General features: G+C 40.7%; 12 protein-coding genes. All 12 read right to left on the bottom strand.

Features of this window, described 5'->3' with window-relative positions:
• Positions 1-42: 42 nt before the first annotated feature.
• The 12 genes from OCK74_RS20040 to OCK74_RS19985 all read right to left on the bottom strand — a co-directional run bounded on the left by OCK74_RS20040 (position 43) and on the right by OCK74_RS19985 (position 14,457).
• On the bottom strand, positions 43-636 hold the full coding sequence (locus tag OCK74_RS20040) for a YdeI/OmpD-associated family protein (RefSeq protein ID WP_279298866.1): 594 nt from the start codon (positions 634-636) through the stop codon (positions 43-45).
• 74 nt (positions 637-710) lie between these two features.
• Positions 711-1,049 carry an avidin-fold protein gene (locus OCK74_RS20035; RefSeq protein WP_279298865.1) on the bottom strand — a complete coding sequence of 113 codons (339 nt, stop codon included), beginning with the start codon at positions 1,047-1,049 and terminating at the stop codon, positions 711-713.
• Entirely contained in the window at positions 1,049-1,213 is a 165-nt protein-coding gene (locus OCK74_RS20030) for a hypothetical protein (protein ID WP_279298864.1), read from the bottom strand. Before OCK74_RS20030 ends, OCK74_RS20035 begins: the two co-directional genes overlap by 1 nt.
• A 592-nt stretch (positions 1,214-1,805) precedes the next feature.
• The gene (locus OCK74_RS20025; RefSeq protein ID WP_279298863.1) at positions 1,806-3,518 is read right to left on the bottom strand and encodes a serine/threonine-protein kinase; all 1,713 of its coding nucleotides are present in this window, start codon (positions 3,516-3,518) and stop codon (positions 1,806-1,808) included.
• Between the two features lie 149 nt (positions 3,519-3,667).
• On the bottom strand, positions 3,668-5,188 hold the full coding sequence (locus OCK74_RS20020) for an Hsp70 family protein (protein ID WP_279298862.1): 1,521 nt from the start codon (positions 5,186-5,188) through the stop codon (positions 3,668-3,670).
• A gap of 2 nt (positions 5,189-5,190) precedes the next feature.
• A complete protein-coding gene (locus tag OCK74_RS20015) occupies positions 5,191-6,879 on the bottom strand; it encodes a hypothetical protein (RefSeq protein ID WP_279298861.1) in 1,689 nt (562 codons plus the stop codon).
• A 2-nt stretch (positions 6,880-6,881) separates the two neighbouring features.
• Positions 6,882-7,589 carry an FHA domain-containing protein gene (locus OCK74_RS20010; RefSeq protein WP_279298860.1) on the bottom strand — a complete coding sequence of 236 codons (708 nt, stop codon included), beginning with the start codon at positions 7,587-7,589 and terminating at the stop codon, positions 6,882-6,884.
• A 12-nt stretch (positions 7,590-7,601) separates the two neighbouring features.
• The gene (locus OCK74_RS20005; protein WP_279298859.1) at positions 7,602-10,178 is read right to left on the bottom strand and encodes a coiled-coil domain-containing protein; all 2,577 of its coding nucleotides are present in this window, start codon (positions 10,176-10,178) and stop codon (positions 7,602-7,604) included.
• A gap of 73 nt (positions 10,179-10,251) precedes the next feature.
• On the bottom strand, positions 10,252-11,346 hold the full coding sequence (locus OCK74_RS20000; protein ID WP_279298858.1) for a PP2C family protein-serine/threonine phosphatase: 1,095 nt from the start codon (positions 11,344-11,346) through the stop codon (positions 10,252-10,254).
• 23 nt (positions 11,347-11,369) lie between these two features.
• Entirely contained in the window at positions 11,370-13,271 is a 1,902-nt protein-coding gene (locus tag OCK74_RS19995) for a bifunctional serine/threonine-protein kinase/formylglycine-generating enzyme family protein (RefSeq protein WP_279298857.1), read from the bottom strand.
• Positions 13,272-13,388: 117 nt separating this feature from the next.
• Entirely contained in the window at positions 13,389-13,910 is a 522-nt protein-coding gene (locus OCK74_RS19990) for a hypothetical protein (protein WP_279298856.1), read from the bottom strand.
• A 58-nt stretch (positions 13,911-13,968) separates the two neighbouring features.
• The gene (locus OCK74_RS19985; protein ID WP_279298855.1) at positions 13,969-14,457 is read right to left on the bottom strand and encodes a hypothetical protein; all 489 of its coding nucleotides are present in this window, start codon (positions 14,455-14,457) and stop codon (positions 13,969-13,971) included.
• Between the last annotated feature and the right edge of the window lie 4 nt (positions 14,458-14,461).

Here is a 14,461-nt window from a genome sequence, read left to right as displayed (position 1 = left end):
AGCAGTCTATGTTTCTAAAAAGCATGATAATGAAAATGATCATTAATCATTTAATCCCTTTCCATCGAGAATTTGCTGCATTCTTTTTTCAACCCTTGACGCCCTGGTCTTAGATTGTTTGGGTTGAGAAAAATAAAAAATGTATGCTCTTTGCCGTCCCGGTGTCAATGCCTCAAAAGCAGTTTTCAATGCTGGAATTTCATCTAATTTATGTTGAAATTCCTCAGGAATATTGAATTCTGAAGTCTTTTTAAAACTCACTTTCAAACCGGCTTTTTCCACTTCAATGGCTTCATAGATATAGGCTTTCAGGACAGGTTCCATCTCAATGATTTCCCGGACATTGGTGAAACGGACCTGGCGCGCCGCCTGCACATTCTCTGTTTGTTGGATGAGAATACTATTGGCATCTTGTAACAAGGCACCTTTGAAAAACAGAAGCGCACAATATTCTTTAAATCCATGTATTAAAACAATGTTACTATTCTGAAAAGTATAACAAGGAGTACCCCACTTCAATTCTTCTGTCAGCCCACAGTCAAGAACGATCATTCTCAATTGCTCATATTCTTCCTGCCACTTTTGGGCTTTATTAAAAAAGAAATCAACCTTAGGATTCATTCCATTCTTTGTCATAGTATATTAATTTAATTTGCTTAAGATGCCTTGTAATCGGTTTGTGCCCTATTTGGGTAGTATAGCTTGCAGTTCTATTGTTCTTCAATTATTAATTGTCCTTTTGATTTATCTCCTGAAGTCCACTCCCAACTTTCGTGAAGTCTTATTTTCCCGTTTGGTAATATTTCTGGTTTAGATATACAAATACCTGTCATGATCTCGCCTTTGTCGTTTACCTGGTGGTAACGCATTTCAATATTTCCGCTATCGCCAACCAAACCAATTAAATGCCCTTTGATGATTCTTCCACCTGAATATTCAGAAGTAAGGATATTCCCATTTTGTTTATAGTAAAAAACTGTGTCATTTGAGGTTTCCCCATTTTCAGTATTACTTACAGGTCGGAATGTTTTATTATTATAGTTGATCATTATTCAATTGTTATTCGGTCATTATCCGTTGTTGGTCTTGTTCCACCCGGCATACTTTCTTGTTTAACTGATAAGCCGTCTGTATTGACTAAAATCCAACTGCCGCAATTGTCGCCCCCAAAATAATGTTCTGCAGTTTGTTTGTCAATTATCCTGTTTGTCATAAGCGGTCCGTTAATCGATCAAGCAACATGTCTGACATCAAAATTGACTTTTTTGGGTGTTCCAGCGAAACAATCATTACTGTGCAAAATTAGGTTTCTACCTTTGTCCATCCATCGCCCACCCTTACTAAAGGGATTGTTAGAAGATAACTTTTCAGCAAGTGCCTTATTTTTTAATACTTCTTCTACAAAAAGAGCACATAGAAAATAAAACAACAATAAAATGAGCAAAGTAATTTTATATATAGCCACAAGCCTTGACGGTTTATCACCTGGCCATCTTGCAAACATTGGTTTGCATACACCTCCCTGTCAAATTTATTCGTATCACTTTCACTAATTTGAAATTCCTTCAGGTCAACATTCCTTACTAACAGCAGGGTATCAACGCCTGAACTATTTTTCAACAGTCTTACCAGAATACTATTGGAATCCAAATCATATTTAATTGGAATATTCTTAAAAGTGATAGGGCAATCTTAAAAAGGAAGATTGCCCTATCACAAATGGAATTAATGAATGATAAGTGGGAAATAAGTAATTGGAATGGACTTAATAATAAAAATGCCTACTATTTTTTAAGTCGCAAGTATTAATAACAGGAGCCAGTCAAGGCGCCACTAACTAAAGGAGTAAGCTTTATAATAATAAGAAGAATTATTATTGGAACTAGTAAATGAAATAAAGAGCATAAGACAACCTCTTTTCTTTTTAAAAGTCCGATGGTTTGTGGCGATATCATTCCAATAATAAAACCAGCACCTAAAATCAGTAAGAAAATTGAAAGAATCATTGCTGCACCCATCTGAAAATCTTCAAAATAACAACCAACAGAAACACCTTGATAAGCTGCCGTTGCAATTAAAAAACAGATACCGGATAAAATTGGTGATAAAACAGTAAAACCGATTGATCCTTTCAGTAGGATTACTCTTTTTATTTGAAAACATTTACCGAAAGCAATAATTTCCTTTTTCGAAAATCTGCTATGAATAAACATGGCACTGAATGTCCAACTTATTAACCACATTATACCCGTTACATAAGCAGCCCAAAGAGGTCCCTCTGACATTGATTGCAATAAAACACCAATAAAGCTCAAAAGACCAATACTAATAATTGAAATAATAATCAGTGGTTTAGATGCCTTCTGTGTTTTATATTGTCTTGAACTATTTTCTGTAAAATCCTTTTCCTTACCTTGTAACTTCTTTTCAGAGGGAATGTTTTTTATGGCCTCCTCTGGTTTGTTTTCTAAATTGTTCTCATCAATTTTATTCTCGTGAAACAACACATTAAAAGTTTTCGCAAATCTGGTCTTCAGGTTTAATTCGGAATTCTCATGTTCAAATACTTTATTGATCTCAGCAGTTTCCTGCCCTCCTGTTGACGGATAACCATTGAGGTTAACGGATACAGTTGCATGTAGGTTATGGATGGCTGGTGCACTACTGCCCCTGAGGATACCTATAAGTTCATCTATGCTCGAGGTCCTGCTCTTGGCATCAGGGATCACACAACGGGCAATCAGGCTGCGAAAGGGCTCCTGCAACCCATGCAACTGCTCCTCCAGGTTCTCCACATTCACGATCTTGTTGATCAGCTCACCAGGCGAGGTCTCCCCACTGCGGGCTCCAAACAACGGACGGCCACACAAAAGGGCGTAGGCCGTCACCCCAAAGGCCCAGATGTCCACATTATAACTCACCCGCTTGCCAATACCATAGCGCTCAGGATTGAACTGCTCGGGAGCCATATACTCCACCGTACCCAGCAAAAGAGAGGAACTCGTATGGCTGGAATCCACATTCTTGCTGATACCAAAATCTGCAATCTTGGCAATGAGCTTGTCCTGCTTATCCCGGCCCAACAGGATGTTCTGAGGCTTGATATCCCTGTGGATGATACCCTGGCTGTGCAGGTACTTGAGCCCTTCCAGCACCCCCACTAACAGCTCCGCCAGCTCTGAGTGCAACAGCGGCTGGCGCAACAAAAACTCCTTCATCTGCCCTTCCTGAACATACTCCATCACCCCGATCTGGATCTCTTCCTCCATGCCATGGACATCACGGTTCACCAGGCTCTCCACCCCAAAGTATTTGACAATGTTGGGGTGAGAAAGGACGATGGCCCTGCGGATCTCATTGATGATGTTGTACTTGTTGGAGCCTTCCTGGGGATGAAAGAACTTCAGGGCAACAGGCATGTCCAATATCTTGTCATGGGCACGGTACACAGTAGCAAAACCGCCACGACCCAACAAATCATGCTTCGGATCATATATATACTTACTCAGAATCTCCATGTTCAAGGCTATTATTAATTCAAATTTTAGTCAAGTCAGATACTTTAGATGTAAAGCCAAATGAAATAAGAAAGTTTTACTTTCTACTTCAATTATGCAACATGAAAGCTTTTTTTGATAAGAGATTTTATATAAATCATCTTTCTACCCTAAACATAATTATTGAGATATACACTATCCACTAAAGCCTTCTGCTTATGAAAATCATAAGTATGCTTGGTCTGTTTTTTTATAAACTCAAACTTTATATCCTTGCCATTATCAGCATTTTTCACCTTGATACCTATGGTCCCGTTACTACGGTTCTCAATAGCAAACTCAAGATAAAATTCAGTGGCCTGGTGACTAAATGGCCCTGCCTTGATCTCTCCCAGGTAAAAAACTTCTGTTTCTGCATCCCAGAATTGGCATAGGTCCATAGAAAAATGTTCATGCACATTAGGATCAATTCGGTATACTCGTTTTGCAGATATGGGCAAAGGTGTATTTCGATGGATCAAAAGATCAATTTGCTTCCCACCTTTTTGACGTAACCCAATATTATAGGTACTTACAGTTTTCAGTTCCACAGCAGAGCCTATTTGCTGTGCTCCATCCGATAAAGATCCGGCATATATTGCGGCTCCTTTGGCTACACTGGTCAGAGGCTGATGATAGATCAGCGTTTGCTTTTCAGGATTGATCTTTTGGTTCCAGTAATTATAAATTAGTTTACTATTACTTGTGCCACCAATTAAAATAACTTTGCTAACATCGCTCCATTGCATACCTAATGATTTAAGGCAGCGTAAAACGGCGTTTTCTGTTTTTTGAATTAATGCTACAGCTTCACTGGCATAAGCACGAAAATCAAACACACATTCAAAGGCATGATGACCAAAAATGAGCCATTGTGCAAGGTCTTGTCCCCCCTCCTGCTGGTTCAATCGGATCTTTATTACTTCCGATATCTTCCTCAACCGGTTAAGCGAAAGCTTATCAGAAGGAAAAGGCTGTTTCATAATATCCTCATAAGTCTGCCTGATCCGGTTAGATACAATCTCATCAAACTCCTTACCACCTACATTTGAAATGCCATCTTTGGCAATAACATGCAACTGATTGCCAGATTTGGTGATCAGGGTCAGATCAAATGTTCCACCTCCAAAATCATAAACCAGGATGATCTCATCATCCAGCTTTGCATTCTGGCTGCTATAAAAAAGAGCTGCTGCTACTGGCTCCTCTACAAGCGCATTGAGTTCCAGGCCGGCCAGGCGCGACGCCTCGATAGCAGATTTTCTTTGTGCATCATTATAATGCGCAGGAACTGTTATGACAGCCTTCCGGTAACCATCGGGCATGTACATCTCTGCATCGTATTTTATTTTCCGGAGAATCAATGCGGCAAGTGTTTCTGAAAACCAGGCATTTTTGTTCTCGTCAACATACACAGGCTCTTGTGTACCAAAATACCTTTTGAAAAAAGAGATCAGTTCCTTGTCAGGAAATGTTTCAAACAGGTTCTCGGCAAAGAGTCCTGCATAAGCTTTCTTGCCATCAATAATAGCAACTGAAGGGGTTGTCACCTCTTCACGGTTAACACTATCTGGTATTAGAACGGCACTGCCGTCGCGAGTCAAGGTTGCGGCCACTGAATTACAGGTACCAAGATCAATTCCTAAAACCACTATTATAATTTTATTTCTTTTTCAATATTGCTAAATGAATCACGGAATTTCGATATCAAAGCATCCTTACTCTTTTCAGCATAACCGAAGTTCCTGTGTAGCGTATCAATACTCTGTTGCGATCGTTGCTGCTGCATTCTTTCTATATTTAACTGTTGCAGCTTTTGCTGGCCCTGGTTTTTAATATTCGCCTCAATTTGTACCAGGATATTCTGACCCACATCACGAATCCAATTGCTTACACTTGACTGCCAGTCACGAGAGCTTTCATTAAACATCCTTTTACACTCCTGCATAGTAGTTTCCCTTGCCCGGTTCAGCTCTTTATCTTGCTCTTCCTGTCTTTTCCGTGGTATCCTTCTACGCAAGTCATAAATACCATATACGATCATGATTAGGGTAATCATACCGGTAGTAATTCTGATAAAATTGGACATTGCTTTTAATACAGCATTCTCAGAGATAGTAGCAACCATGTTCAAAGGAGCTAATAGACCCGCTACCACCATGATAAGGCCTGTATAATCCCTAAGGGCTATAAAGTATTCATTGATTCCTTTTTTCACCAATTCACCAGCATATGGCTTACCGATATAACAATAAGAATTCAATATGCGCTGACCTTCAGCAAAAGGCAGAAATAACTCAGATGGTTTAAGTGGTGAAATACCTTTTTCATTAAGTTGGTTATTTACTTTCGATACAAGTTCTTCAAACACCTTATGGATGAATGCTTCATCTTTTCTGAATTCTTCTTTTAAATTCAAACCAACAGTTGCCAATATTCTATCAGTATCATTTTTCTTCAGGCTGATCGCAACTTTTTCACTTTTTTCAGCTATCTCTTCCCGTTGGAAATCCTTAATTTGTTGAACACAGTCAGAAGCAACCTGTGAGAACCGACCAGTATTAGGCTTGTTCATATCCTCATACTTGGATCGGTAACTCTTTTCCATTTCCTGCATATTCTTCTGCACCAATGTCTTCAGGTTGTTGTTGAAGTCATTGTTATTCTGCATTTGCTCTTCCTTCCGAATGATCTGGCCATGCTGGCCGCTTAACAGCTTTCTAGTTTGAAATATCTTGTTCTCAGTTTGAAATATATCCTGGAGCATGGGCACAATTGGCCTTACAGTATTGTGTAATGCAAATGAATTGAGCCGGGCAAGAATATTATTGTCAACCATTTCTGAAATTAGAGCCTTTAGTGATGTTGAACTAAAAGCTTCATATGAAATGGCATGTAGTTTAATGCTCCTGTCAATTTGTGCACTGAATTCTTTAGCCATTTTCTCTTCACCAGAAAAATTTATAAGGAATAATAATTTATACTGGCCTACACGATTCCTAAGAAATTGGAAAGGTTTTTCAGACTGACTAAAGTCTTCATCCAGGAAAATGACAGCTATTGCTGGCATCATCTGAAGGAACATACGCAACGGTTCCTTTTTATCGGATATAAAATGATAAACAAAACCAGGTTCACCATTTTGCTTGCTGATTTCTTCCACTTTCTTCCTGATAGATGGAATAGAACTGGAATGATAATAAATATCAACATGGCAACTTCTGTCTGCAGCGATCTTGCTTACGTTTTCTCCTGTCTTTTCCAGGAAACCTGAAAAGTTGGAGATGCCAATATCTTTTCGCATATCCTCCAGCTTTTCAACTATAAAATTCAGATCTGACATAATTAAAAGAGGTCTATGACCACGGTTTTTATAAATTCGGTTTTAGATACTTCTTCCACGATACGGTTAATAGGCTTTTCTCGATTGAAGCGTAATATCAGTTTAGTAACTCCTATTTGTACGGTATCGTTTTCCTGAAGTTGAACTTTGTTTTGAATTCTTTGGCTGCTACCATTAATATAGATGCCATTCTTACTTGGCTTACCAGTATACGCACCTGCATCCTGTATAAAAACTTTCGGATAAAGCCCCAGCTGCACTTCTACAACTGCATGGTAACGACTTACATAAATATCATGTTCCAGCAATATACTTCTTTTACCATCAGCTAATGCCCTGCCGAAATAATTCTCCCCTGCATACAAAGAATGTGGTCGAGATGATTGATGCTCGGTATGGCAGATCAGCCAGGCTACAGGTTGATCTAAATTTATATGATCAGCAGGCTGTGCATAAGAATTTGCCGAAGCATTTACCTGTGCCGCCTTACGTTCTGAATGATCATGACCACCTCCTGAAGGAAAAAACAGGTTCCTGATCGTCTGCACTTTTTCAATATTTCTCTTATGCAGCTTTTGCAGGAACTCACCAGGTGCAGTAGCACACAGTTGTTCAAAATATTGTTGTTTTTCCTGTAGCCTAATTTTTATTTCAGCTTCCGTTGCCGATGTCTTTAACTCCAGAAATTCAAAAGCCTCTTGTTTATTCATGATTCACCACTTTTAATGTCTTGCCCTATATGCAGCTTCGCGTGCCTCGTCTTCATACTTGTCAGCATTCCTGGCAGATTCTTCCGCAGATCTCTGTGCAGTTTCTGCAGCTTTCTGTGCCTCTTCTGCTTCTCTTTTTGCATCCTCAGCAGCTTTTCTATAATCTTCAGCAGCTTTCTTGGCATCATCAGACGCTTTAGCATCATCCTGTGCATCCTGCTTAGCCTTATCAGCATCTTTAGCATCCGATTGAGCATCCTGCTTTGCCTTCTCCGCTTCTTTAGCATCATCCTGTGCATCTTGCTTGGCCTTTTCTGCATCTTTAGCATCAGACTGAGCATCCTGCTTAGCTTTATCAGCATCTTTAGCATCCGATTGAGCATCCTGTTTTGCTTTGTCTGCATCTCTGGCATCCGATTGAGCATCCTGTTTGGCCTTCTCTGCTTCTTTGGCATCACTTTGTGCATCCTGCTTGGCTTTCTCCGCTTCCTTGGCATCATTTTGTGCATCCTGCTTTGCCTTCTCCGCTTCTTTAGCATCATTTTGTGCATCCTGCTTTGCCTTTTCAGCTTCCTTGGCATCATTTTGCGCATCTTGCTTTGCCTTCTCCGCGTCATTGGCATCACTTATTGCATCCTGTTTTGCCTTCTCTGATTCCTTGGCATCATTTTGCGCATCCTGCTTGGCTGCCTCGGAATCTTTAGCATCCTGGATAGCATTTTGCTTAGATGTTTCTGCTGCGGTTTCGTGCGCCTTAGCTTCCGTCATTGCTTGCTTCGCTATATTTTCAGCGTTCTTAGCTTCAGCCATGGACTGCTTGGCTGCATTCTCTGCACCCTTGGCTTCTGCCTGCGACTGCTTAGCCGCATTTTCAGCCCCCTTTGCTTCCGATTGGGAATGTTTAGCTGCATTCTCAGCATTCTTAGCCTCTGCCTGTGATTGCTTAGCTGCACCTTCTGCATTTTTAGCCTCAGTCATCGCTTGTTTGGTTGCTTCCATACTTGCGGTTGCTTCGTCTTTTGTATGGTTAATGACACCAAGTACAGTAGTTGATTCCGCTTCATTAGACTTTATCTTTTCCAAATGGTCCACAGCCTCAGCTTCTTTCTGCTGGATGGTATCCACATGCTTTATAGCTTCTTTCTCATAATCTACAATGATACCCACGCCTGTATCAGCCTGCTTTTGATATGTCTGCATTTGTGCACAAATAGCAGCTGCTTCTTTTTCATGATCATGTATCACTGTGCATTCTGAAGACGATCTTTGCTCAAACTCGTGAATATGGATACAGAGTCCTGATGCCGTTTTTTCATGTTCGTGAATAGTGCCACAGACAGTTAGCGCTTCCTTTTCATGGTTATGAACCTGGGCACAAATACTTATGGCATCTTTTTCCTGGTCTTTAACGATACTGCACGATGTCATTGCCTCTTTTTCTTGCTCCTTGATGACATTACAGATCGTTATGGATTCCTCCTTATGTTCACGGATAACTCCACAAATACTTATCGCTTCCTCTTTGGATTCTTTTATGGTGGTACATATAGAAATGGACTCTTCTTTCTGCTCCCTAATCGTACCACATAATGTAATCGATTCTTCTTTTCTTTCAGTGATCGTAGTACAGATCGAAATGGCTTCTTCTTTCCTTTCAGTAATAAAACCACAGATACCAATGGCCTCTTCTTTTTGAGTTCCCAGAACATCAATTATTTCAATTGAAGTGTCTTTACATTTAATAACATGATGACAGCAGGTATCAGCTTCTTTTTCCAATTCTTTGATGCGGGCCAGGGCAGCTTCTGCTTCTCTTTCCTGTTGTTTGATCGTTTCCAATAAAGATGAAGCCTCCGTTTCCAAAGTTTTTATTCTATGCATGGCTTCTATTGCTGCAGCTTCAGCATCTCTTGCTTGGTTTGCAGAAGCGGCCGCTGCGGTCTCATGACTACGGGCTTCATTCATGGCCATTTCTGCAGCAGCTTCATGGGCTTTTGCTTGTGTCAATGCCGTACTTGCGTCCTGTTCATGCCGTTGTGTTTCATGTACTGTCTGCTCTGCCAGAGATTCATGTGCTCGGGTCTCATTCAATAATTGCTCCGCTTGCGATTCATGAGTACGCGTCTCTATCAGTAACTGCTCTGCCTGGCTTTCATGCGCCTTAGTCTCATTCAACAACTGTTCAGCCTGAGATTCATGTCCAGTGGTTTGCTGCAACAAATCTTTTGCATTGTGCTCATGCTGATTGATTAATTGCAATACCTCTTGCCCATGTTGTGCATCTTCTTCCATCTTATGCACAAGGCTTTCAGAAGTTTCTTGCCTATCTGTTATCTTATCGAATGCAGTTTCAGATTCCTTATTGATATGATCAATTTTATCAAATAATTCCTCTGAATCAGAATATATCTTTTCTGTTTTTGCAAAAATTGCTTCAATATCAGTTTTTACCTGTCCAGCCTCTTTGCGTTCTTCAGCAGCTTCGATCCTGTAATTTTTAATTTCTGTGATCATGCTTTCTGCTGAAGCCAGGAGTGCTTCAATTTGTTTCAATGCATCTTCTGCTTGGGTATCGGTTGTTTTGGTCATATTTTTAATTATGGGTTATCGAATCTTTAGCCTTTTGTCTTTGAAGTGAATCTCCGGTTACTTGTAATCGCTTTTACACCGGCACTTTATCTTTAACCACTAAAGAATCCACCTTTAAATTATTCCCTGTTTTCTTACTTGTGGTATCCCTTAAATTGGTATTTCTGCCAGCTTGGGACTTTTCAGCTTTTTGCAAATCTTCATGGCTCCGGAAAAGTGATTTCTGGCCTTCCTTTTTCTTTACTGGCATTGTTAATTGCATTGAGTCAACTGCAGGAACCTCTGCCTCCTGGGTTTTACCTCCCTTTCCTCCGAAAAGAACGTAAAAAGATAGAAGTATTGTTAAAACAGCAGGCAGTATCCACAATAAAAGTCGCGACTTCTTCCTTCTATCCTTAGTATTTTGTTCTGATCGGTAGTGAACAAGGTGCATGGAATAATTATCTTTCGTTCTACCTTCACAGATAGACCTGATCTGCATTGCATAATTGGTATTGGTATCCAGGTCATTTAGATAAGCGGGGAACAAATTTTCTTTGAATTGTTCCATCAGGCCATCAGTACAAAGCAGCAACCAGTCACCTTCTCTTAAGTCTTCAAGTACGATCGTATCGATCTGTTCCGCCTTTGTCTGTACATTCAGGCTGCGCACAATTACATTTCGTTGAGGATGGCGTTCTGCTTCTGTTTCATTGATAACGCCTTTCGAAAGCAGTTCCTGTACCAGGGAATGATCTTTAGTTCGGAATGCAACTTCACCATGGCGAATATGATAGATCCGGCTGTCGCCACACCAGGCCAGGTAAGCTTTGCCTTCATGCAGCACCATCAAAGTAAGGGTGGTACTGGTACTCTTAGCTGTTGGATTGATGGCAATAAAACGGCTGATAGCCTGCCGGAAGTCTTCTAATGCATCTTGAATCAGTTGACGAAAATCATCAACACTTTTTATAGTTAAATAACGACTTGAAAAAAGATGGTAAAATGAATTTACTGCTTCAGCAGAGGCCACTTCTCCGGCACTGTTTCCGCCTACACCATCACATACAACAAAAACATGCGGATGCACAGGCGAAATGGAATCTTCAAGATTAGCCCTTCCTCCTATTTCATTCAATGAAAAAACAGGTGCAACTGAAGCAGAATTAGGATTGATGTTTGGTAACAAAATGCTCGTCTTTAAGGATTGGATTAATGGATGTTTTGTGCAATACGGAAACCAATATTTTCAGATGACTGGTCTGGCGCCTCCACATTACGGATCTTAGGACTTACGAAATAAATATCATTTTTATAGTCTCCTCCGCGAAGCACCTTACCTTCCTCCTTAGCAGACTTTCCATAAGACCCATACCAATTCTCACACCACTCATATACATTGCCCAACATGTCGTGGAAGCCTTTTCCGGTTATTTGCTTCCCTCCAACAGGATGCAATACCCCCCTTGCGTTATCCTTATTCCAGCTAAACTCATTCAACCCAAGGTTCGTGGAGTCATCCATGTAATAATAAGCATACTCCCATTCCTTTTCTTCAGGCAAGCGGAATAATGCTTTATTGTTGCCATTAGTTGCATTTAGCTTATTGAGTTTATCAATAAAAGCATGGGCTTCATTCCAACTCACATTATTAGCAGGCAATTCAAATTGAGTACTGTCAGTAAACCGGTTATCTTTCATCACTTTATTCCACAATCCACGGGTCACTTCAACATTCATTAATCGGAAAGTATCCACGGCCACTTGATGAGCTGGACTCTCATTTTGTGAGCTGTTGGTCCCCATAGTGAAATCACCACCAGCTACCGTGATCATCTTTTTATCTATTTCACTGAGCAGGTTGATCATGATCTCTTTTTCGGATGCAGCTCTTGCTTCCTTAGCTTTTTGCTCGTTCCATGTTGGATAATAATAAGCTACTCCGCCTACAGATAATAACAAAAGCACACCAATGAAGAAAACTGACTTTTTAGAAGAGGAACCTTTTTTTGCTTGCTTTATTTCATCCTTTGGATCCTTCGTCTTTTTTACTTCTTCCCTGGCAACCTCTTTTTCAACAACTTTTGCAACGGGAACTTCATTTTTCTGGCCAACAACTGGTGCAGGTCTAGGCAGTACAGCTGTCTCTTCTGCAACAGTTTGTTTAGGCATTACTACAGTTTCCTGCCCACCTGTTGACGGATAACCATTGAGGTTTACCGATACAGTAGCATGTAGGTTATGGATGGCTGGTGCACTACTGCCCCTGAGGATACCTATAAGTTCATCTATGCTCGAGGTCCTGCTCTTGGCATCAGGGATCACACAACGGGCAATCAGGCTGCGAAAGGGCTCCTGCAACCCATGCAACTGCTCCTCCAGGTTCTCCACATTCACGATCTTGTTGATCAGCTCACCAGGCGAGGTCTCCCCACTGCGGGCTCCAAACAACGGACGGCCACACAAAAGGGCGTAGGCCGTCACCCCAAAGGCCCAGATGTCCACATTATAACTCACCCGCTTGCCAATACCATAGCGCTCAGGATTGAACTGCTCGGGAGCCATATACTCCACCGTACCCAGCAAAAGAGAGGAACTCGTATGGCTGGAATCCACATTCTTGCTGATACCAAAATCTGCAATCTTGGCAATGAGCTTGTCCTGCTTATCCCGGCCCAACAGGATGTTCTGAGGCTTGATATCCCTGTGGATGATACCCTGGCTGTGCAGGTACTTGAGCCCTTCCAGCACCCCCACTAACAGCTCCGCCAGCTCTGAGTGCAACAGCGGCTGGCGCAACAAAAACTCCTTCATCTGCCCTTCCTGAACATACTCCATCACCCCGATCTGGATCTCTTCCTCCATGCCATGGACATCACGGTTCACCAGGCTCTCCACCCCAAAGTATTTGACAATGTTGGGGTGAGAAAGGACGATGGCCCTGCGGATCTCATTGATGATGTTGTACTTGTTGGAGCCTTCCTGGGGATGAAAGAACTTCAGGGCAACAGGCATGTCCAATATCTTGTCATGGGCACGGTACACAGTAGCAAAACCGCCACGACCCAACAAATCATGCTTCGGATCATATATATACTTACTCAGAATCTCCATACTTGAATATTACTTTTTTAAAGCAACTTTATATTTATACTAATTGCAGGTTTTTATTAAAGTGAGCAATATAAGCCTCACCCTGACTCCTCGAATGGAGAGGCTATCCGAAACACCTTACCACTTGGTCCATATCTCTATATAGTTCGGAATGGTGCCGCCAATCGCTTGCATCATATTTTCAATGTCTAAAGCATTGCTATCAAAACCTTGGGCAACTAGTAATGTTTTCAACCCCTTGGCATTCGCTTCATTTTTTGGATGGAAATAGCGAATAGTTATTTTATTAGGCAATCGGTCGACAGCCCTCTGTGGCACAGGATTACTTTCTTCTGTAAAAGACTTTACTTTAAAAGCAGGAGATGAACTTATTATATTCCTGATGATTTGAGCTCGTTCCACCAGGTCACCTGCACAAGGGATAACTTTAATTTCATTTAATTGAGCAACTGCTGGAGAACCCTTGGGTGATGTTGTACCTTGGGGCTTTTTCTTAACAGGATCTTTTTTCTTATTATCCTTCGGTACATCCAATTGTGTGACAGGCTTTGTGATCTTCTGTGCAAAGACAGACAAGGTCGTCATTCCAAAAAAAAGAATGATTACTGTAAGGAAAAACTTTTTATACATATTTTTCATATAGCAAAATTTACATTAAAACACAATCACTTCTTAAATCCCCAAATCCAGATTCCAACTATTTGCATTTTTTCATCTCACCAATCAGTTGATCTCTATTATAACTTATGGAGTATACTGAATCTACATTTGAATTAATAAAGTTGATGACCTTTTCAAGGCCTTCATGATAATAATTGCTAAACCGCACTTTTCTAAGTGTAGAATCATTTTTCATGAAAGCCAAAGTAATCACCTGTCCATCTTGAATACATTGATTAGCATATAGCTCCTGATCAAATTTGCTAATATCGCTCTCATAAATTTGAAAGCCCTTTAGATCAACCTGCCTTTCCGCCAGCAGGGAGTCAACACCTAAACTATTATTCAACAATCTTACCCGGAGGCTACTGGAATCAGTATCATATATTAATACTTCCTTCATAGGATATTGATGTATAGATAAGCTGACCTTCTCTATTAAACCTGATGTTGCACTAACCTTGCCTTTGTTACACTTCGGCAAAGTACCAGCCATTGCAATTAGAACAATGATCAATATCCTCATATCG

This window comes from Paraflavisolibacter caeni (assembly GCF_025628885.1).
GTDB lineage: Bacteria > Bacteroidota > Bacteroidia > Chitinophagales > Chitinophagaceae > Flavisolibacter > Flavisolibacter caeni.
Note: the sequence above shows the minus strand (reverse complement) of the source record. Positions and strands in the feature narration are given on the sequence as shown.